We start from the raw sequence: 20,626 nt of genomic DNA, 5'->3' as shown, positions 1-20,626 counted from the left end.
GCCTGCACAATTCTTCCCGGCATGTGCGGGCTTTTTTTATTTAAAATCCTACTACTTTTTGTAACTCAGGGGCAAGCCGACATCTCAACCTGCGTGCTTATATAGGAAACTTATTTGTGTTTTGGATTCCCTTTTAAAACATACAGGTTATAAATACTGACCAGTCGGTGGATGACAATTTTTTAACAATTATAGTACAATCTTTACATTATTTCTTTTAGTGGTTTCAACAAATCCGCATCTATTGCATCCGGCATTTGCATTGTCCTGTAACCTTCCAATGAAAGATAAACAGTTCCGGAAGAGTCAACTACTTTTGCATCAAAATTTCCATTTTCTCCTTCATTTATAACCGCATTTAATTTCTTTTTATTCTCCCCGATAGGCGCATAAAAGTTAAGCTGTTTTATTTGGTAAGGAAGCCCCATTCGCTCCTGTTTACCCATTTCAAAAATTCCTGCTGTCTGGAAACAAAGTTCAATAAGCCTTGGCATGGCTATAGAAACTTTTTGCTTAGGAGAATGGTTTGCAGGTAGCATGGATTTAAATGACCCTACTATATTATCTTTGGTTAACCAACTTTGCTCAATAACCTGGTAAGCCGGACCGTGAAAATAAAGCTTATAAATATCTTCTGCAATTACCTTCTTTTTGCCAGCTTTTGCAGGAGCTTTTATTTTTTGTGATTTGTTTGCTGTTTTGTCCAAAATAATTCTGGCTGAAAAATGTTTTGTAATTTGTTCAGCATCCTGACCATGTAACTTTCGTGAACCCGATAAGCTGCAATCGGCAATGATTTTATTTCCTTGCATCGTTAACTGAGCGTTCACTTTTACGGTTCGCTCTTCGTTTTTATAGAACTTAAATGGAGACATAAAACTAACATTCTCAACCGATGTAACATGCCAGTCCGGAAAGAGATATTTTGCTGCTTCCGTCATAGCCTCAATACCCATTACACCAGGCAGAACAGGCGTACCGTTTATCTGGTGATCAAAAAGGAATGGCTGTTCTTTGGGATTAAATGATGTCTCAATTTCCAGCCCGGAATAAAGCCCTAGTCCGCTCACCTTGCCGGTCATGATTCCATTTAATGCAGGTTTTTGTGCTTTAGCAAGATCAAGTCCACCGCTTTCGTCAAATTCCTGCATCATTATCCCGAGGCTTTGGGCAACTAAAAACTCACCGCGATTGTTACCGGATGTAAGCTCCCTACGAATCATTGGGATGCCGGCTTCCGGAGGCAGCATATCAATTCCGGCCGCTTTCATTATTGTGGGAATAGATCCGCGAACGGCCATGCCAATTCCACCCCAGGCTGTCCAGTCAAATGCAATTCCGCGTGTTTCCGGTTTTGTACTGCGGAAACTGGATATACTTTTACAAAGCAGATCGTTGGCTGCACTGTAGTCGGTTTGCCCGGCATTTCCAAAACGTCCGGCAATGGAGCTGAAAACTATTGCAGCAGAAAGAGGCATCTCACCAATTGCAGATAGTAAATTAAACCAGCCATCACTTTTTACATCAAAAACCAAGTCATACTCTTTTGCTTCTTTATCGGCTAATGAGCGGCTTATTTCCAGCCCACCTGCATGGAGAAGCACATCAATCCTGCCATACGTTTTCTCCACTTCCTGAATCACTTTTGCAACAGCTTCATTATCCATCAGGTTGAGGCTATAATAAAATGCTTTTCCGCCGGCATTTTCAACAGCCTGTATTGCAGAAAGGGCAGAGTTGCTTCTTTCCAGCCCTGCTAATTCTTTATCAACCATAGCAGGAGTAGCACGTTGACCACTCTCTTTTAAGCGTTGGAAAATATCCCGTTTTAATCCTTCTTTGTCGTTGTTAAACTTGATGATATCAGGGTTTGTTGGATCAGGTTTTGGTGCAAGGTCTAGCAGATAAAAAATCCCGCCCGATGCTTGAGCAAGATCAGCAGTAATCGCTGATGTAATGCTTCCGGCAGCTCCTGTAACCACAAAAACGGATTTTTTATTTAGCTCCATTCCTCCATTCGGATCTTCAACAATTTTTTCCTGTAAACCAACTGTCCAACGCTGATTGTTCTTATAACCAATTTCAACTGCACCTGGATCGAATAATGTCTCTGCGATAATCTGATCTGCATAAATGCTTGTTTTACGGCCTTTTTCAAAATCAACCACTTTTACATGTGCATCAGGCTTTTCACGTTTAAAAGATTTTGTAAATCCACTAACAGCACCACCAAGCGGGGCATATGCACCGGCATCATCATAACCATGCTGGCCGCCAAGACGTGTTGCAGATACCAGGAATGTTTCTTTGCCAGCGATTTGATCGAACAGGGTGCGCATTGTGGTGTAAAGAAGTTTTACGCGGATATTAATTGCCCGGTGCCAGGCCTCGATATCCATGTCTTTAATTTCACCGGCATGGTCCAAAGCAGAAAGCCAATAAACACCTTTAATATCGCCTTCTTTTTGCCATTTCTCAATCTGGTTGATCAGCTCGTCTGCTGTCGGTGTGCCTTCAATTAATAAAGATTCTACACCAAGTTTTTTAAGTTTTGACAGAAGTGATTTTGCAACACCACCATTATCAGGCATAACAATAACACGGCTGCCTTTATTCAGTTTTATAGCAGATTCTTTGCAGAGCTCGATTGCCGGACGCAAAACAGGAACCGGCATACGGCGTGGAATCTGGTTGGCTGCGTCTAAGCTGCCGGCTATTGCGGGAGCTGTAGAAGCTGTTGTTTTTTCTTCTTTTGTCTCAACATTTTCTGTTTTTTGTATAGCTGCTCCACCACTTTTCAAATCTGGCCGGAAATCGTAAACAAATTGAATAACTGCATTGAGAGTATTGTACTCTCTCAACTGCATATCTTCCTGACGTTCGATGCTGTATTCTTCACGAACAGATGCAAACATTTCGGCCTGCTTTACTGTATCAATTCCCAGATCGGCTTCAAGGTCCAAATCCAAATCAAGCATATCTTTGGGATAACCTGTTTTCTCAGAAATCAGATCGAGTACTTTTTCCTGAACGGCATCGCCATTTGCAGATTGGGTTTCAGGTACAGGTTCTGCTTGCACAGGAGTTTCAACCGGGGCGGGAGCCGAAGTTTCTTGTTTTAAATCAGGTCTAAAATCATAAACAAACTGGATAACCGCATTGAGAGTATTGTACTCTCTCAACTGCATATCTTCCTGACGTTCGATGCTGTATTCTTCACGAACAGATGCAAACATTTCGGCCTGCTTTACTGTATCAATTCCCAGATCGGCTTCAAGGTCAAGGTCAAGATCGAGCATATCTTTTGGATAGCCTGTTTTCTCGGAAATTAAATCCAGAACACGTTCCTGGACCGCGTTTGTTCCCGAAGACACGGCTTGTGTTACTGGTGCCGTAACAGGTGCAGCTACAGGTGAGGGAGCTGAAATCGCTGCTTCCGATTGTTTTAATTCAGGCCGCTTATCAAAAACAAATTGAATCACCGAGGCCAGGGTGCTGTAATCGCGCAATTGAACGGAATCATCACGTTCAATATTATATTCTTCACGCACGGAGGCAAACATCTCTGCCTGCTTTACTGTATCAATTCCTAAATCGGCTTCCAAATCAAGATCAAGATCAAGCATGTCCGGTGGATAACCGGTTTTCTCAGCAATCAATTGCAAAACTTTTTCCTGAACGGCATTTCCGGATTGGTCTGTAGGCTGCTGAGTTGCAGTTGTTTGCTCTTGTTCCACGGCAGGTACACCCGAAATAACAGTTTCTTGTTTTAATTCCGGACGTTTATCATATACAAATTGAATCACCGAGGCCAGTGTACTATAATCACGCAGCTGGACAGAATCATCACGCTCAATGTTGTATTCTTCACGCACGGAAGCAAACATCTCGGCTTGCTTGACTGTATCAATCCCAAGATCAGCTTCAAGGTCTAAATCGGGATCAAGCATATCCGGTGGATAACCTGTTTTCTCAGCTATCAGTTGCAGGACTTTCTTTTGGACAGCATCTTCTTGTTGTGGCTCATCTTTTTGAGGACTCACAGGCTGCACATCAGGAACCTGTAATGGTGCGGGTTCTACTTTTGGCAGCGGTGTAGCAACTGCTGCTTCAGGTATCGGCATTGCCCCTGCGCCATTGTCTTTTACACGCAAAGTCCGTTTTACAACTTCCAATTCAGGATGAGCACTTTCACTTATTTGGGCCATCCAGTTATTCCAAATATTATGGTCAGTAATTCGATACGTGTAACCCAACTCATGTGGCGGTCTTTGTTGTCCATCAGGAGTCGGTCTCCATCGAGTAAGGCTCATGCTTATTTGTGAACCAAATCCTGCCGCAAGTCTAAGCGCATAATGCACAGGATATTTTCCGCCTTTGGATAGATTAAGTTGGCCAAGCTCGGGATCTACTTCTTTGAAATTGGCAATTGGAGGTACAATACCTGTTTCAATTGCTTTTATGGCTAAAACATCTTCAATGCCGGTACCCATAGCATGGCCGGTTAAACCTTTTGTGTTTGCAATTACAATCTGGTCTGCTGTTGGTCCAAAAACATGGCGCAGGGCATTAACTTCAGCGGCTGCACTTCCACCACGGGCCGGCGTATAAGTTTCGTGGGAAACAAAAACAGTTTGAGGTGCAATCTGAAAGCGGTCGACACCCCATTTTTTTTCAGCCTGATTTATCAAACCTTCCATTATTCCTTTAATATGGTCAACATCCAGGCGCGTACCATGGAAAGCACTGTTCGCAATTGTAGTGGACAGAACGTCAGCTATCGGCTGCATTCCTCGCTGGTTAACGGCAGATTGTGCTTCAAGAACAAGAGCAGCACCACCCATCCCGATTATCATGCCATGACGACGACGGTCAAATGGGATTGCAGCGTTTTCAACGACAGCATCTGTTGCTGCAGCACCTGTTGCCAAAAATCCGGCTCCAAACCAGCCCAATAATGAATCTGTCGTGATATCATCGGCAGAAATTACAATAACCCTTTTACAACGTCCTGCCTGGATCCAATCTGTGGCAGTTGTGATGGCCAAGGTTGTACTTGCACATGCTGAGTTAACTTGTGTATTTGGTCCGCGGGCTCCGATATATTCTGCAAACTGTGAATGACCCATTGATAAAACTTTAAATAAGAAACGGCGATCAAAATTATAAGGCTCATTATGAACCTTGTCTTCAAATTCCTGGATACGTAAATCAATTTCTTCTATTGTTCCATTTCCATTGGTACCGGCCAGTTTATCACGCAAACTTTTTAGTTCCGCAATCATTTTTGTGCGTTGGCGGTATTTATAAAAACGTTTCATCTCATCGGCAAATGAATCGTATCCCGGAAACGCAGAAGCGAAAATCACACCTGTTTCATCACGCATGTGTTCCGGTAAAAGCCATCTGTCCGGGAGTTTTGTTCCTGTGGTTGTATTTTTGTATTTCATTTTTAGCGGAATTCCCGCGTCCCTCATTGCATCAAGTCCAGCCCCGATTGCCAAAACGGTTACTTCATCTAAAGCCTGCATCCGCTCTTCAGGAAACCCAAAATCATCCACCAAATCAATAATATTTGGTTTTGCGGCAAGCTTAATCACATCGGCCGGATCATCAATGGTTTCGAAACGTGGACCACCGCCGCCGGTTTTTACGAGGCGTGTAATATTTTTATCTGCAATTTCTTGTCGCAATTTATTTGAGATTGGTTTTATAAATTGTTCGCCGTTTAAAAGGCGTTCAATATTGGAATCATCAAAAACCCGTTCAGTACCAGGTAAACCGAGCGCGGCTCCGGTAATACAAACGTTTTCTACTGTAGCAGCAGGTTGTTCGCCACCATAAATGGACATACCTTTTTCCATAAACTCTGCAAAAAGGTGTCCTAATTGTTGATAACGATCGCCACTTAAAGGAACATTTATTCCTGGATTATTTAAATTATTTCCCTTCTCGGGAGGGGTTTGTGCCGGGTTTGGTTTGGCTTGCGCCGCTGGTTGTTGAAAAGCAGCAACGGGTTGTGCCGGTTGAGAAATTGTATGCTGGTTTTGGATTGGTTGCACATCTTGTTTTTCTTCTGGCAATCCAACGCCATGCCCGCAAGAATACAATCCGCAAAGTGCGCGGTTAAGGCTTACAATATCTCCATTTTTTGGATGGTTTGTTGAAAGCGAAAGTATATCGCCATCTTTACCGCCCAGAACATCTTCTGCAAATCCGGTAAGTGCGCGCTTGGGGCCGACTTCAACGAAAACACGGGCACCATCGTTATGTAATGTTTTTAACCCCTTTACAAATTGAACCGGAGAGGCGACTTGTCTTGACAAAAGATCAATAATATCGGGGACAATTTCCTTGCCACCTTGTGGATAAAACTCACCGGTTACATTAGAAATAATCGGAACTTTTGGTGGCTGCATATCCATACCTGCAAGTACACGGCCCAATGGCCCGCTGGCAGATGCAATAATTTTTGTATGGAAAGCATGGCTTACCGGAATAAGTTGTGCATTAATCCCTTTTTCCTGAAAAGCTTTTACAGCAGCATTAACCGCTTTGGTTTCACCACCGATAACAGCCTGTTTATTGCTGTTGATATTGGCGATGACCACGTAGCCATCAATTTTTTCTACAACATTTCTAATTTCATCCAATGGGCCAAGAATCGCCGCCATAAGTCCGTTATCATCAACTGATATTTTTGACATTTCAGTACCACGTGCACTTACAGCTTTTAGCGCATGACCAAAATCAAGAATACCGGAGGCTACCAATGCACCATATTCGCCAAGGCTGTGCCCCATAACCATATCCGGTTTCATCCCAAAAGAGTCCAGCATTCTGGTAAGGGCAATATCTGATGTTAATACGGCGGGTTGGGTAATCTCCGTTTGTTTAAGGTCTTCTTCTGCTTTTTTTATCGCTTCATCATTGTCATTTACAAAAATATAATCTGTTAACGGTTTGCCTAAAAGCGGGGTCATCGTTGCATCCGACTCGCGAAAAGTATTGGCAACAATTTTTTCCGTATCGTTTAAAGATTTAAGCATATTTACATACTGAGAACCTTGTCCCGGATAAATAAAAGCAACCTTTGGTTTTGGACCCTTACCCAGGAAAATCCCTTTACCTTGCAGTGCTTTCCAACGCCTCTCCTGTCCTGATTCAAAAGCCTTTAATGCACGTGCTGATTTATCTGCCAGCTCTGCCGCGTCTTTATAATCGATGGCAAGACGAACATCTGCATCAAGATCGGATTGTTGTGGTGCCGATATTTTTGGGGTTTTTCCGTTTTCAGCATCTATCAGAACAGATTTAAGTCGGTTGGTAACTTCAGCATCTGTCGCTCCGCCAATTACCATTGCGCCCTGGATTGGATTTCTGGCTTCTGTTTTTTGTGATGGAATGTTTCCGACGGCAACAGTTGTTTTCTCTTCCCGTTCAATTTCGGATGTGATTTTTCCTGGAATATATTCCTCCAAAACTGTGTGGAAATTCGTACCGCCAAATCCAAAAGCCGAGACACCGCCACGTCGAACCTCATGCCCGTTTAAATCCCAATCCCGCAGTTGAGTGTTTACAGCAAAAGGCGTTTTATTAAAATCGATTGTCAGATTTGGTTTTTGAAAATTCAGGCTTGGTGGCAAAACTTTATCATGCAACGCCATAGCCATTTTAAAAACTCCGGCGGATCCGGCTGCTGCCTTTAAATGCCCGATATTTGACTTTACAGAACCGAGGGCGATCGATCCGGGTTTAAGGTTTAGTGGATCAAAAACCATGTTAAGTGCAGTCAATTCTCCTGCATCGCCAACACGTGTAGATGTACCGTGGCCTTCAATCATTCCTGCTGTAGATGGAGAAACACCTGCATTTTCCCAGCCACGCTCGATGGCAAATTTTTGTCCTGCCGGGTTTGGTGCTGTTATTCCTTTTCCTTTTCCATCGCTGGAGCCTCCAATACCACGGATTACGGCATAAATCTTATCGCCATCCTTCTCTGCATCTGCAAGACGTTTTAATAAGAAAACAGCCGCACCTTCACCCATTACAAATCCATCGGCACCCTGATCATAAGGCCGTGTACCAGTGGCAGAAAGAGCACCAATCTTACAAAATTTTATATAGGAAGAGGCACTCATATTGGCGTCAATTCCCCCTGTCAAAACAGTGTCATAATCACCTTGTTCAAGGCCTTCAATAGCGGCACTCATAGCAGCCATTGCGGAGGCACAAGCTGCATCGGCTATGTAATTTGGCCCTTTAAAATCATACAGGGCAGCGATTCTTCCGGCCACAATATTACTAAGTTCACCTGGCATTGTATCTTCGGTTATGGGCGCATAGCGGTTGCCCACGTTAGTTCGAAGTTCTTCGAGAATATTTTTTCTTTGTTCAGCAGAAAGCCCGGTAAAAGTTTTTGCATTTACCAATTGCTCCTCAATCTCAGGGAATAAAATCCGCGCAGCAGAATAAAGATGTAAATCACCACTCATGGCATTTCCAAAAATGACAGCCGTGCGCTCATGGTTCAGTTTTCGCTCCGGAAAACCAAAATCCATTAAGGCTTCGCGTGCGCCCATAATGGCCCATTTTTGTGTGTAATCCATTTGATCGCCAACTTTTGGCGGAATCGGCATTTTCCATTTCAAAGGCTGCCAGTCAAAATCATGAACCCAGCCACCAATTTTGGTGTAGCTTCTGTCCGGTGCTTTGGGATCGGGGTCAAAATATTTTTTTATATCCCAACGATCCGGACGAACCTCGGAAATGCTGTATTTGCTTTGTTTGATATTTTGCCAAAAGGTTTTTGCATCGCCGGCATCCGGCATAATTGCACCCAAGCCGACAATAGCGATTGCTTTGTGATTACTCTTTTTCATTTAAATCTCCACTGAACTTTTAATTTTTGATTCTTAATCGTGATCATACTCTTTCTCATACTCAAAATATTCTGATTAAAAAACAAATGCGAGCATGAGAATGATCAAGATTATGATTATGAGTTAGACTCTTTCATAAATTACATCAGCAACATAATCCATATCGGTTATCATTCCGGATTGTGCCTTATGAATGGCTGATAAATTTAATGCGCTCTCAAATCCGGATATATCTGCATCGCTGATTTCACCAACACCGGCAATCCATCGTAAACCTTCTTCAGAAACTTTTAAGGCAGCTTCACGGGCAAATATACGGCTCATTGCAGAAAGCATATCTGCTTTGAAACGGGCATCGGCTTTATCAATTATTTTACCGGAAGCCAGGTTGTCTGCGCGTCTGGCAAAACTCGCGGCCGTTTCGGCGAAGGCAGTCAATTCGCCTAGCCTAAATAAAATGTGCTGGTTGCGGGTCAGTCTTTTTTCTCTTGCGCGTTCCATTACTACAGCCAGGGCATGCAGGGCCAATGCAGCAGTTGCGGCGCCAACATTATTATTAGTGTTGTGCAGTTGCTCCATTTTAGCAGCTTCATCATGGTAGTGCTGGCCGCGTGTTTTTAAATGTAATTGCCAACGGTCGCGGCAAATGGTCATTTCCATTATTTCTGAAGTGCCTTCGTAGATTGTGGTAATCCGGACATCGCGCTTGTATTTTTCAACCATATACTCTTTAGTATAGCCGTATCCACCGAGTGCCTGGATGCTTGCTTCGGCAGCTTCGTTACCTGCAACGGTTGCCATATATTTTGCGATCGCACCTTCTGTATTCAAATTGCCACCGCCATCATCAATCCGCTCAGCTGTTTCTTCAATATATGCACGCGATGCTTCAAGCTTTACAATATGCGGGATAATTAATTTGTGGGTATAACCTTGTTTTTCAGAAAGTGGTGTTCCACCCTGGATGCGGTCAACGGAGTAAGGAATGGCACGATCAATAGCAGCCCATCCGGCACCCAGACCAAAAGCTGCAACCATTAAGCGTGTGTAGCCAAAAACAAGCTGCGCCTGGAAAAGACCCTGGCCTTCAACATCGCCAAGCAAACGGTCGGCATCTACATAAACATCATCTAATGAAAGGGCTGCTGTATTACTGGCCCGGATACCGTGTTTGTCTTCCGGTTTACCTTTTTCAAATCCTTCGGCCTCTTTTTCAACAACAAACCAGCTTGGGCCACCGGGCGTTTTGGCCAAAATAGTATACAGATCGGCATAACCGCCATTGCTGATCCACTGCTTAGTTCCGTTAATTTTGTAGCCAACAACTTTCCCTTTTTTCTCAACAGGAGTAGCGATGGTTTTTAAAGCACCAAGATCACTGCCAGCAGCGGGTTCAGTTGCACCATACGCCATTAACAATCCGTCTTCAGCTATTTTCGAGAGCCATTTTTTCTTCTGGTCATCTGTTCCGCCAAACACGATTGGGTCACTGCCTAAAAATGTAGCAAACACACCTGTTGAAATTCCAAGGTCTACACGCGCCAATTGCTCACAGACGCGGTAATCATCAAAAGCACCGCCACCAAGGCCGCCGTATTCTTCCGGGATAAACAACAAATGTAAGCCAAGGCCCTCGCCACACATCTGATTAATTATGTCAATTGGAAATTCATCTTTTTCATCAATTTCTATAAGCTTATTATCTGTTAATTCTGCCGCTGAAAATTCTTTAATCGAATCCAGAATCATATTTAGTGTTTCTTTATCAAGGCCAGCGCCCATAGTAAACTCCTTTGTTAATATATTATAATAGGACGTAGTTAAATTGCCCGCATTCCAGGCGGAAGGAAAAAAAATATTTAAATCAATGCGGGGTAGGGATTTGAAATGCTAAGTTAAGCAATTATTTTACCCAATAAAAGGGCTATTCAGAAAATTTAAGCTTTTTTAGTCTTAATATGTTAAAATATCCTTGTTTGAAAAAAATGTAAGTTAATGTATTTTCAGTCATGTCTGTTTATGATCAAATTTATAAGATAGTTGAGGCAATTCCGGAAGGGAAAGTTATGTCCTATGGACAGATTGCCGTGATGCTGCCAAAATGTACGGCGCGTATGGTTGGTTATGCCATGTCGGCCATGCCTGAGGAGAGGGAAGCTCCATGGTGGCGGGTAGTTAATTCACAATTAAAAATAAGCTTACGAACGGCAGGAGCGCATCATATTTTACAACGCCAATTGTTAATGGAAGAGGGCGTTGTGTTTGATAAGTATGGAAAAATCGGAAAAGATTTTAGACACGAATTTTGAGAAACCATAATTTGATATTATATTCTGACATAATTCAGTATCGTTTGGAGGAAAAATGAAGTTAGATGTTTCAAAAGATATAGTTCCAATAGGTGAATTTAAATCAAAAATGACAAAATGGATACTCAACGCGAAAGATAGTGGGCATCCAATAATAGTAACACAAAATGGAAAGCCGGCTGCTGTTGTTCTATCGCCGGAAGAGTTTGATAAACTAAAATATACAAAGCAATTTATAGAGTCTGTAAACCAAGGGTTGGCTGACATAGAATCTGGGGATGTTTTTACAACCGACCAACTTAAAAATGAAGTAATAAACAGAGTGAGATGAGATAACAATGAGAGTTATCTGGTCACGGACAGCCCTTCAAAACTTGATGGACATCGAGGAATTTATAGCAAGAGATAATCCTGAAAGAGCGAAGAAATTTATTAATAGATTGATTTCCTTTGGTGATGATATAAAAGACTTTCCTTTAAAAGGAAGAATAGTTCCAGAGTTTTCAGTTAAAGAAATCCGAGAAATTTTTGAAAAGGCATACAGGATCGTTTATAGAGTCTCAGAAAATCAAGTTGAAATTCTAACAATATTTGAGGGTCATAAATTGTTTAGAAGAGAAAATTTATAGCTTTAAGATTCTTTTTAAACCTTAGTCAAAAATGTAAGCCTTCCTAATCCAATATTCTATCTTTTCGCCCTGTAATTTTACAGGTTGCCAACGCGATTTTGTTACTGCCAGCTTAACGCTTTCCAGACAATTGGCACAACCTGTTGTGTTGGCAATTAATTCTGCTTCTTCACTTTTCCATCCCAACCGATTACGTTTACAATGTTGTAAAATAAAGTGGATAAAAAAACAGGCAATGCATAAACGGTACTTAGCAGGATTGAGTTAGCAAGGTTTTTAGTGGATGTCATTAAGTGGAATATAGCTCATCAATGATCTCTTTAAACCATATTGGTTTTTCGAGAGTGATGTATAACATAAACAGAACAGCAAAAGGAATTGGAATAATCGCATCAAACAGGGCCGTAACAGCCAAAATGAGGATAATCTTAGTATAGGTTTTCATGAATATTTTTTCCCTTCGGCAATCATTTCGATGGTCTTCTTAATACGCCTTTCGCGGGTTTCAGCTTTTTTGGCTTCATTAATCCAGTTTACATATTCTTTGCGGTGGGTGTAAGCCAGCTTTTCGAAAAGTGTTTTTACTTCAGGATTGTTTTCGAGGGTGATTTGTAATTCTTGCGGCACGATAACAACGCGTGGTTCTTTATCTTCTTCAATTGTCACAAGTATTTCATCACCAAATGTTTTATTAATTTGATTACGGATATCTTTTCTCAATCCAAAAATTGGGCCGATTTTTTTATCCATGGTAGCAATGCTGCCACGATATTCAATTCCGTCAAAAGTTGCTTTCACTTTTACACACAGCTTTCCAAACTCTGCTTTCACATCAAATGGGATTCTAATATAAGCTGCATCCATTTTTGGACTGGCCTGTTCAATATTTGCAGTAAATGTTATAGTTCTATTTTTCATAAAGAATGGAAAAATTTAAAAGATTATAAATCAGCGTCTTTTGTATTTAAAATCTCATCCTTTGGGACTGTCAAAATATTCTGGGACAAAACAACCAAATCTGCAAGTTTACCAACTTCAATCGAGTCTTTTATATTCTCTTCAAGTCAGTTATTTGTACTAAAAATAAATTAAAACCAATCTTCAATTTTTAGATTTTCTATTCTACTAAACTCTTTAGTATTATGTGTAACAAGAGTAGAATTACTGGCCATTGCAGTCGCGGCAATTAGAGTATCCATAGGTCCAATTGGAGTTCCCTTTGATTCTAACTCTGCTTTAATGATGGCTGCCTGTTTTGCTTCTTTTTGGGAAAAAGGTAGTGTTTTTAGTGAGGATAATAGTTGGTTTAATTGCTTTCTTCGTTTTTCAGGTTTTGAGGATTTGACTATCCCAAACTCCAACTCGAACAAAACAATCGAAGGGATTAAAATTTCTGAGGGAGATTTTGATAAAAGATTGTCAGCTATATTTCCCAGGCCCTTGAAAAAGTAAATGAGTGTGTTTGTATCAAGGGTAAAAGTCATAAGTTTTCACGCTTAGAATCAACTAAATCTGAATTTCTGATTTCTCCTATCGAGGGAAAATCCTTCCATGCCCCAGCAAGTTTTACCACATCAGGCGGCCATTCGTTAGAAATTTTTTCACTTATAACTTTGGTAATCCACTTGCTAAGAGATACATTTTCCTTTTTTGCCATTTGGCGTGTTTTTTTTTCAACACCTGGTTCAATATAAATTGTTATCTGGCCCATATATTTGATCCTTATAATTATATGTGTCAATATAAGTGGATGTTTAATAAAAGCCAAATTTTATTAAATTATTTGTCCTTTGTTTCATACTTCACATTCCCGCCAACAATGGTGTAGAGCACTTTTGTATTTAGAATCTCATCCTTTGGGACAGTCAAAATATTCTGGGACAAAACAACCAAATCTGCAAGTTTACCAACTTCAATCGAACCTTTTATATTCTCTTCAAATCCTGCAAAAGCATTCCAGATGGTCAAAGATTTTAAAGCATCTTTCCGGCTCAAAACCTGTTTAGGATAAAACTGGCTTCCATCATTTAAACGCCTTGTAACGGCCGCATAATAATTTGCAATTGGGGAAAGACGTTCCACCGGGCTGTCAGTTCCATTGGCAATGTATGCCCCGCTTTGAAGTATCTTTTGCCAAACGTAAGCCCCTTGTTCAGATCGTTTGTCGCCTATGCGCACAGGCACCCATGGGCCATCCGATGTACAATGAACTGTTTGCATCGAAGCTATAATTCCCATGGAATCAAAACGGGTTATATCGTCCAAAGAAAGGTGCTGTGCATGCTCAATGCGCCAACGACGAAATAAATCCCCGTTTAATGTGTTTTGATAGATATCCAGCATTTCACGATTACCACGGTCTCCAATAGCATGTGTACATAATTGGTAACCATTTTTAAATGCAAGCTGCGCTGTTCTTTTTATGGAATCCAGTGGTGTAACATTCAGCCCGCTTGTTGAAGGCATGTCAGTGTACGGTTCCAGCATCCATGCGCCTCGGGAACCTAAAGCACCATCAGCATATTGCTTTATAGCCCGAACTGTTAAGTGATCGTTTCCAAAACCAATCATTTTATATTTTTTAAGCAGCTTATGAGAAAGGGATTCTTCTGATGAAATCATAACCCATAATCGAATATCTAAAGCATCCTTTTTTGCCAATTTCTTGAACAAATCAATCTCTTTAAACCAAACGCCGGCATCATGAAATGTAGTGACACCATTTTCCAGGCAATGCTCTGTAGCTGCTTTTATATATTCAAGGTTTATACGATTTTGCTCTTCAAGACTTAATGATTCCTGGTATTCTTTGTATCGATCATAAACCAGATCCATTGCAGTTTCCAACAAAACGCCAGTCGGGTTTCCATCTGCATCCCTAATTATTTCTCCACCATCAGGGTCCTTTGTTTTGGAATCGATTCCGGCAATTTCCATTGCTTTGGCATTTACAAAAATGGCGTGACCGCTGGCATGTTTTAGTAGAACAGGATTATCTGGTGAGAATGAACTAATTGAGTTATGAACCGGATAACCATCAACATTCTGTTTCGGCGATTTTTCCCATTTTTCCTGATGCCAGCCTCGTCCGGTAATCCAATCTCCCATTTGGCTGTCTTTCAAAGAACTTTCAACCTTTTTTACAGCTTCATCCCAGTTAGTAATCTGGTTTAAATCAATGTTTATCAAAGAATTGCCCAAACTCATAAAATGGGCGTGTGCATCAATAAATCCAGGAATAACTGTTTTCCCTTGCAGGTCAATAATCTTCGTTGATGGTTCAATATAATTATCAAGATCTGCCATGCTTCCGACATGATGAATTTTATCGTTTTTAATAACCACTATTTGTGCTTGCGGGTTCTTACGATTTAAGGTAATAACATTTGCATTTGTTAAAATTAAATTAATTTCAGTTTGCTGATAACAGCCTGTTAAAAATATCAGAATTGAAAATAGAATTTTTTTCATTTTGTTCCTTTAATTGTGAAAGATAAACATAATTATGTGTATCATCACAGCGCAACCCTTTTTTGTTTGTGAAATTCTTTTCAAATCTCAGTATAAAATAAAAATCATTGTTACAAAATCTGGAGGTTGCCATGAAAATAATTATTACATATTTGTTTTTAATAGTCCTTCCTCTTTTTTCACAACAGATCCCAAATTTACCAATCCCAATTGGCGCCGGTTCTGCAGAAGTTTACAATGGGAAGATTTATTATTTTGGCGGCTCAAATAATTGGTCGGGATCCATTCTTTATGACAGCGTTTTTGTTTACGATGGTGTAAGTTGGGAGCTTGATGATATAATTCCTGATAAGAACCTTTGGGATGTTGAGACAGTTCGTGTTGGAAATGAAGTTTATTTAATAAGCGGTTGGCCTTCAGGACCCCATTTTTTAAGAAAGTATAATCTTGATACAAAAAACTGGACATATTTGGCAAACAGTCCAAACACAACAACATGGGGTGTTACGGCAGAGCATTGGAATGGGTATATCTTTTTATTTCTGCCAAATGGTGACATTCATGAATATTCAATTCAAAATAATGAATGGACGACTAAAACCAAGGCAGATGTAAATGGTCCTTTAAATTTAAGTTCAATAATATATCAGGAAAAAATTTATGTGATTGGTTACAATGATTCGACTTTTTTCAGATATGATCCTTCCAGTGACGGTAGATTAATTTTGTCAAAATCCTTATACCAGGTTGGCGCTTCGGCAATGGGCATAATTAATGACCAGATTTATTGTGTTGGTGGTAATCCGGATGGATCACGTTATGCCACATATAAAAGTATCCTTGTTTATAGTGTAACAAATGATGAATGGGCTTTAGATAGTCTTGAAATAAGTTCAAAAAGACACTGGATGGCTACTGCAGAATACGAAGGCGGGCTTTATGTTCTAGGTGGAATTGACTCAACCGATAAATCTGTAAATATTGTTGAGGAAATTGTACCTCAGGGGACAGCCGTTGGATTAGAGGAGATGCAATCAAAAAAACCTGATAAATTCCAACTTTTTCAGAATTACCCAAACCCGTTTAATCCGCAAACAACTATTGAGTTTAATATTTCCCAGCCAGGTTTTGTTAGCTTACGGGTTTTTGATATGATCGGGCGTGAGGTCAAGACACTTGTTTCTAAGCAGTTATCACCCGGCTTGTATAAAACAAATTTTGAAGGAAACAGATTTTCCTCAGGTATATATTTTTATAGCTTACAAGTTTCATACAAAACCGGTGGTTTTTTTGAATCAGTCCAAAAAATGATATTGATGAAGTAGATTTATAATATCCTTCCAGGCTTTTAACCCGGAAGTTTTTTTTATTTTAATATTTCTCTATTTTTATTGATGGATGTATACAGAGATTGCAAGAAAAATTGCTGATACAACCATTAACATAATAAAAAGCGGAAACATAAATTTAAGCCATTTTTGATAAGGGATTTTTGCCAAGCTAAGCATGGCCATCAATACACCACCGGTTGGCACAAGAGTATTTGAGAAACCATCGCCACATGTAAAAGCAAACACAGCTGTTTGCCTCGAAAGCCCTAAAATATCGGATAATGGTGCCATAAGTGGCATTGTTACTGCAGCTTGTCCTGAACCTGATGGGATGAAGAAATTTAGAGTTGATTGGAATATGAGCATTCCCTGTGCGGCGATTACTTTCGGTAAACCCTGAAGCAGATTTGCGGCTAAATAAATCAAAGTATCAAGTATCTGGCCATCTTCTAAAACAACCTTTATACCTTTAGCAAACCCAACAACTAAAGCTGCTACAACCATTTCTTCCATTCCTTTTACAAAAGCAGGCACAGCTTTTGATAGTTTAATGCGACTGATGATAATAGCAGCCATCCCCATTAAAATAAACCCACCAGCCATTTCGTTTAAATACCAGCCAAATGCCTGGACGGAATATAGTATAAAAATGAAAATCAGAACGCTACTTATCAGGATGTAAATATGCTTGCGGGAAAGTTCAACTTTTTCAAGATGGTGGTCTGAAACATCAAAATTGTCTCCTGCCATTATTGAAGAAGCCGGATTTTTTTTGATCTTTTTTCCGTATTGTAAAATATAAATTATTGACGTTATAAGAATCGTTACCAAAAATACAGACCTAAAAGTGAGTTCACTATTTAGTGGTAACTCTGCAATGCCCTGGGCAATGTTTACAGTAAAAGGATTTGTTGTCGCAGCAGCAAATCCAACATCAGCAGCAACCAGTACAATGGCAAGTCCATAAATTCTGTCGAATCCCATTTCTTTGGAGATAATTAAAAAAATTGGCACAAGTGGTATAAACTCTTCACCCATTCCAAGTGTTGAGCCTCCAACAGCAATTGCAGACATGATAATAATTGTCAATGCGGCATTATAATGTTTGAAAATGTCCATTAGTTTTTGGAGGATGGCGATTATCATTCCTGTTTCCTGAAGAATCCCCAAAACACCGCCAATAATAAAAATGAAAAAGATAATTTCTGCAGCTTCTGCCATTCCACGGGGGATTGCACTCAGAAAATTTACTATGCTTACAGGCGAGGCTTTGCCTTCAACAGATTCTCCTAGAATTGTACCTTTAACACTATATTGCTTTTCTTGGGTTTTATAACTACCCGGAACAATAACTGTGCGCGTCATACTGCCAACTGTTTTTGATTCTCTTTCGTATTTTCCGGATGGAATAATGTAAGTGAGTGCACTGCATAAAAAGACGACAATGGTTAATAAGGTAAAAACATGTGGCATCTCCATTTTCTTTAGTTTTTCAAGCACGGCTTTCCTCCGGAGTGATATATGTGGGATTGGTAATGAGGCTAATATAAGGATTTATGGGAATATTAAAATAGGGAGAACCAATGTAAAATTGGATTAATATAAACTATGGATTTGCTTCGTCGTTTGGATCACTGTCTTTCAAAGTTTTTATTGCGTATAAAACAAACCAGATAAAATGGCCAATTACAACGATAACGACAACAGTAATCCAAAACTTATTGAGCATCATTATCTGTTTCCTTCCCACGGTCCTCAGCAAATTGCCTAACAGCAAAAATTATAAAAATGAGAGATAGGCAGGCCATTGCCGTTTTTGAAATATCAACAAATTGAACAGAGCCCGATTCAGGAGTGATAATATCCAAAATACTTCCAACAGAAATGATAAAAGCAATCAGACTAACTGCAGTTGCCCCGTGACGGGCAAAAAGGCTTAGGTCTTTTTTTAGCGACATCAAACCCATAATTAAAATAAACCCGCCAAAAATTATAGGTGTCAGCAAAGAGATATCTTTTACACCGGCAATAAATTGAAAAAGAAGTCCATCAATTATAAGCAGGATGGCATAAGCAAGAATTAATTTTGAGAATTTCATTTGGAGTTTTTTATTTAGCGAAAGTAAATTTAATAAGGCAAAGGCTCATTTCAAAGGAGTATATCATTCTGAGTGAAACTTAGCAAACAATTAGATTCTTCACTACGCTATGCTCCTCTCAGAATGACAGATAAAACTGTATTAAACTTCAATCTCACCCTTCATGTAAAGAACAGTATGCCCACCAACTTCTGTTCGGTCGGCTAAATCCTTGCAATAAAGTGTGCCGCCTCGTTTGGAAATTTGTCGGGCTACTAGCTCTGATTTGCCTAATCGTTTTGCCCAATAATGCGCAAGTGTTGTATGCGTAGAGCCTGTAACAGGATCTTCATTAATCCCGGCATAAGGAGCAAAATACCGGGAAACAAAATCATATTTTTTACCTGGGGCGGTACAAATAACACCGGCATAATTAATTCTTGAAAGGACTCTAAATTTGGGTTTCAGGTCACGCACTTCCTCGGGGGTTTCAAAAACGGCCAGATAATTCATATCCTTCATAACTTTTACCGGCGTTGCCCCCAATCCTTGAACAAGGTCATCCGGAGTTGGGACTTCTTCCGGAAACCGGGCAGGGAAGTTCATAACAAACATATCTTTATCCTGCTTAACAGAAATGCGACCACTCCTGGTAAAAAACCGTATATATTCATCTTTATAATTAAAAAAGTTGAATAAAACGTGTGCACTTGCTAATGTTGCGTGTCCGCATAATTCAACTTCTATTGTCGGTGTAAACCAACGCAAACGGTATCCTTCATCTTCTTTTACAAAAAATGCGGTCTCAGAAAGATTGTTTTCAGCAGCGATATTCTGCATAACGCTCTTATCCAGCCATTTTTCAAGGGGACAAACAGCAGCCGGATTGCCTTGAAACATTTTGTCAGTAAACGCATCGATCTGATAAATAGGGATTTTCATGATGAATACCTTTCAAATATTTAGACAGAAAATATTTTATAAATTTAATTTACTATCGAGAATAATTAACGCTACATAATATTTGATGTCAAATTAATAAAAAGTACATCAATATTTAGCTAAATAAGCCTTTAGGATGATATAGTTCTTTAATCTCGATTCTCGAATTTTAATCCAAAGCTTTACTAAAACTATTCGGCAGATATATTTATAAATTTCAATAAAACATCTGTCAAACTCTCTTATCAAAAACAGCAGGAGGCAAATTTTGAAAACTGTCAGCAAAGGGATGTTGTTTCTCTTTACCTTTTATATTCTTTTGGGATCTCTCCCAACAAATCTTTTAGCACAGCAAAAAATTAAACGAATCGCTGTGCTCGATCTGCAAGGTGAGGGTGTATCCAAATCTGCAGCTAAAACATTAACAGACAGACTAAGATCAAAATTAGTAAACACTGGCGCTTTTCACGTCCTAGAGCGAGATCAAATGGATGAAATATTAGGCGAACAAGGATTCCAACAAAGTGGTTGTGTATCTGACGAATGCCTTGTTGAAATTGGACGTTTGGTTGGAGTGGAGCAAATGGTAGGCGGAAGTATTGGTAAAATTGGCCAGACTTACACGCTCGATTTGCGCATAATCGATGTCCAAACCGGAAGGATCATGAAAACTGTTAGCGAAGATTACAGAGGTGATGCTGACGGTCTTTTGAATGTTTTGGAAGTTGCGTCTAAAAAAATTGCCGGAAAACAAGTCAAGGAATCATCCGATGATGAAGGGGGTAGCTCCTGGTATTATTGGGTTGGCGGAGGTGTTTTAGTTGCAGGTGCCGCGGCTGTTTTATTGTTGGGTGGCGATAAAGGTGGATCCGGTTCAGATGAGCTTCCTGATGTAGGTGGTATCTGGCCACCGCCATCGAATTAGTTCAAAATTTAATAGATCCTGAACCAAGTTCAGGATGACGGTTTAGCTTTATATAAAAA

16 protein-coding genes are annotated in these 20,626 nt (G+C 40.1%); 5 read left to right on the top strand and 11 right to left on the bottom strand.

Annotated features, from left to right (window positions below; all coding sequences use genetic code 11):
* Positions 1-203: 203 nt before the first annotated feature.
* Positions 204-8,882 carry an SDR family NAD(P)-dependent oxidoreductase gene (locus HND50_06120; protein ID NOG44788.1) on the bottom strand — a complete coding sequence of 2,893 codons (8,679 nt, stop codon included), beginning with the start codon at positions 8,880-8,882 and terminating at the stop codon, positions 204-206.
* Positions 8,883-9,005: 123 nt separating this feature from the next.
* Positions 9,006-10,664: an acyl-CoA dehydrogenase gene (locus tag HND50_06115; GenBank protein ID NOG44787.1), complete on the bottom strand. Its 1,659-nt coding sequence runs from the start codon at positions 10,662-10,664 to the stop codon at positions 9,006-9,008.
* Positions 10,665-10,891: 227 nt separating this feature from the next.
* On the opposite strand from HND50_06115, the gene HND50_06110 reads away from it, so the two are divergent.
* From HND50_06110 to HND50_06100, 3 genes are read left to right on the top strand one after another with little or no spacing between them, the layout of a single operon-like run.
* Positions 10,892-11,191, top strand: coding sequence for a cysteine methyltransferase (locus HND50_06110; GenBank protein ID NOG44786.1), 300 nt, complete (start codon positions 10,892-10,894; stop codon positions 11,189-11,191).
* A 55-nt stretch (positions 11,192-11,246) separates the two neighbouring features.
* Positions 11,247-11,522: a type II toxin-antitoxin system Phd/YefM family antitoxin gene (locus HND50_06105; GenBank protein NOG44785.1), complete on the top strand. Its 276-nt coding sequence runs from the start codon at positions 11,247-11,249 to the stop codon at positions 11,520-11,522.
* 7 nt (positions 11,523-11,529) lie between these two features.
* Positions 11,530-11,820, top strand: coding sequence for a type II toxin-antitoxin system RelE/ParE family toxin (locus HND50_06100; protein ID NOG44784.1), 291 nt, complete (start codon positions 11,530-11,532; stop codon positions 11,818-11,820).
* Between the two features lie 21 nt (positions 11,821-11,841).
* Here the strand turns inward: HND50_06100 and HND50_06095 are convergent, their stop codons facing one another.
* From HND50_06095 to HND50_06070, 6 genes are all read right to left on the bottom strand, one after another.
* The gene (locus tag HND50_06095; protein ID NOG44783.1) at positions 11,842-12,006 is read right to left on the bottom strand and encodes a hypothetical protein; all 165 of its coding nucleotides are present in this window, start codon (positions 12,004-12,006) and stop codon (positions 11,842-11,844) included.
* 103 nt (positions 12,007-12,109) lie between these two features.
* Entirely contained in the window at positions 12,110-12,265 is a 156-nt protein-coding gene (locus HND50_06090; GenBank protein NOG44782.1) for a hypothetical protein, read from the bottom strand.
* Positions 12,262-12,738, bottom strand: a complete 477-nt coding sequence (locus tag HND50_06085; GenBank protein ID NOG44781.1) for a DUF1905 domain-containing protein — start codon at positions 12,736-12,738, stop codon at positions 12,262-12,264. The genes HND50_06090 and HND50_06085 overlap by 4 nt, the downstream gene beginning before the upstream one ends.
* Positions 12,739-12,908: 170 nt before the next feature.
* On the bottom strand, positions 12,909-13,304 hold the full coding sequence (locus HND50_06080; GenBank protein ID NOG44780.1) for a type II toxin-antitoxin system VapC family toxin: 396 nt from the start codon (positions 13,302-13,304) through the stop codon (positions 12,909-12,911).
* Positions 13,301-13,531 (bottom strand): CopG family transcriptional regulator, encoded by a 231-nt coding sequence (locus tag HND50_06075; GenBank protein NOG44779.1) that lies wholly within the window; start codon positions 13,529-13,531, stop codon positions 13,301-13,303. The genes HND50_06080 and HND50_06075 overlap by 4 nt, the downstream gene beginning before the upstream one ends.
* 68 nt (positions 13,532-13,599) lie before the next feature.
* Entirely contained in the window at positions 13,600-15,291 is a 1,692-nt protein-coding gene (locus HND50_06070; GenBank protein NOG44778.1) for an amidohydrolase, read from the bottom strand.
* Positions 15,292-15,422: 131 nt separating this feature from the next.
* On the opposite strand from HND50_06070, the gene HND50_06065 reads away from it, so the two are divergent.
* Entirely contained in the window at positions 15,423-16,616 is a 1,194-nt protein-coding gene (locus HND50_06065) for a T9SS type A sorting domain-containing protein (protein ID NOG44777.1), read from the top strand.
* A gap of 63 nt (positions 16,617-16,679) precedes the next feature.
* On the opposite strand, the gene yfcC is transcribed toward HND50_06065, so the two are convergent.
* From yfcC to HND50_06050, 3 genes are all read right to left on the bottom strand, one after another.
* Entirely contained in the window at positions 16,680-18,122 is a 1,443-nt protein-coding gene (gene yfcC / locus HND50_06060; protein NOG44776.1) for a putative basic amino acid antiporter YfcC, read from the bottom strand.
* A gap of 218 nt (positions 18,123-18,340) precedes the next feature.
* A complete protein-coding gene (locus HND50_06055) occupies positions 18,341-18,721 on the bottom strand; it encodes a hypothetical protein (protein ID NOG44775.1) in 381 nt (126 codons plus the stop codon).
* Between the two features lie 141 nt (positions 18,722-18,862).
* The gene (locus tag HND50_06050; protein ID NOG44774.1) at positions 18,863-19,642 is read right to left on the bottom strand and encodes a PhzF family phenazine biosynthesis protein; all 780 of its coding nucleotides are present in this window, start codon (positions 19,640-19,642) and stop codon (positions 18,863-18,865) included.
* Positions 19,643-19,910: 268 nt separating this feature from the next.
* On the opposite strand from HND50_06050, the gene HND50_06045 reads away from it, so the two are divergent.
* Positions 19,911-20,567, top strand: a complete 657-nt coding sequence (locus HND50_06045; protein NOG44773.1) for a DUF2380 domain-containing protein — start codon at positions 19,911-19,913, stop codon at positions 20,565-20,567.
* The last annotated feature ends 59 nt before the right edge of the window (positions 20,568-20,626 follow it).

This window comes from Calditrichota bacterium (assembly GCA_013112635.1).
GTDB lineage: Bacteria > Calditrichota > Calditrichia > Calditrichales > J004 > JABFGF01.
Note: the sequence above shows the minus strand (reverse complement) of the source record. Positions and strands in the feature narration are given on the sequence as shown.

Excerpts from the sequence above, each read along its gene's own strand:
- HND50_06120 (NOG44788.1), bottom strand. The coding sequence starts at position 8,882 with ATGAAAAAGAGTAATCACAAAGCAATCGCTATTGTCGGCTTGGGTGCA.
- HND50_06115 (NOG44787.1), bottom strand. The coding sequence starts at position 10,664 with ATGGGCGCTGGCCTTGATAAAGAAACACTAAATATGATTCTGGATTCG.
- HND50_06110 (NOG44786.1), top strand. The coding sequence starts at position 10,892 with ATGTCTGTTTATGATCAAATTTATAAGATAGTTGAGGCAATTCCGGAA.
- HND50_06105 (NOG44785.1), top strand. The coding sequence starts at position 11,247 with ATGAAGTTAGATGTTTCAAAAGATATAGTTCCAATAGGTGAATTTAAA.
- HND50_06100 (NOG44784.1), top strand. The coding sequence starts at position 11,530 with ATGAGAGTTATCTGGTCACGGACAGCCCTTCAAAACTTGATGGACATC.
- HND50_06090 (NOG44782.1), bottom strand. The coding sequence starts at position 12,265 with ATGAAAACCTATACTAAGATTATCCTCATTTTGGCTGTTACGGCCCTG.
- HND50_06085 (NOG44781.1), bottom strand. The coding sequence starts at position 12,738 with ATGAAAAATAGAACTATAACATTTACTGCAAATATTGAACAGGCCAGT.
- HND50_06080 (NOG44780.1), bottom strand. The coding sequence starts at position 13,304 with ATGACTTTTACCCTTGATACAAACACACTCATTTACTTTTTCAAGGGC.
- HND50_06075 (NOG44779.1), bottom strand. The coding sequence starts at position 13,531 with ATGGGCCAGATAACAATTTATATTGAACCAGGTGTTGAAAAAAAAACA.
- HND50_06070 (NOG44778.1), bottom strand. The coding sequence starts at position 15,291 with ATGAAAAAAATTCTATTTTCAATTCTGATATTTTTAACAGGCTGTTAT.
- HND50_06065 (NOG44777.1), top strand. The coding sequence starts at position 15,423 with ATGAAAATAATTATTACATATTTGTTTTTAATAGTCCTTCCTCTTTTT.
- HND50_06055 (NOG44775.1), bottom strand. The coding sequence starts at position 18,721 with ATGAAATTCTCAAAATTAATTCTTGCTTATGCCATCCTGCTTATAATT.
- HND50_06050 (NOG44774.1), bottom strand. The coding sequence starts at position 19,642 with ATGAAAATCCCTATTTATCAGATCGATGCGTTTACTGACAAAATGTTT.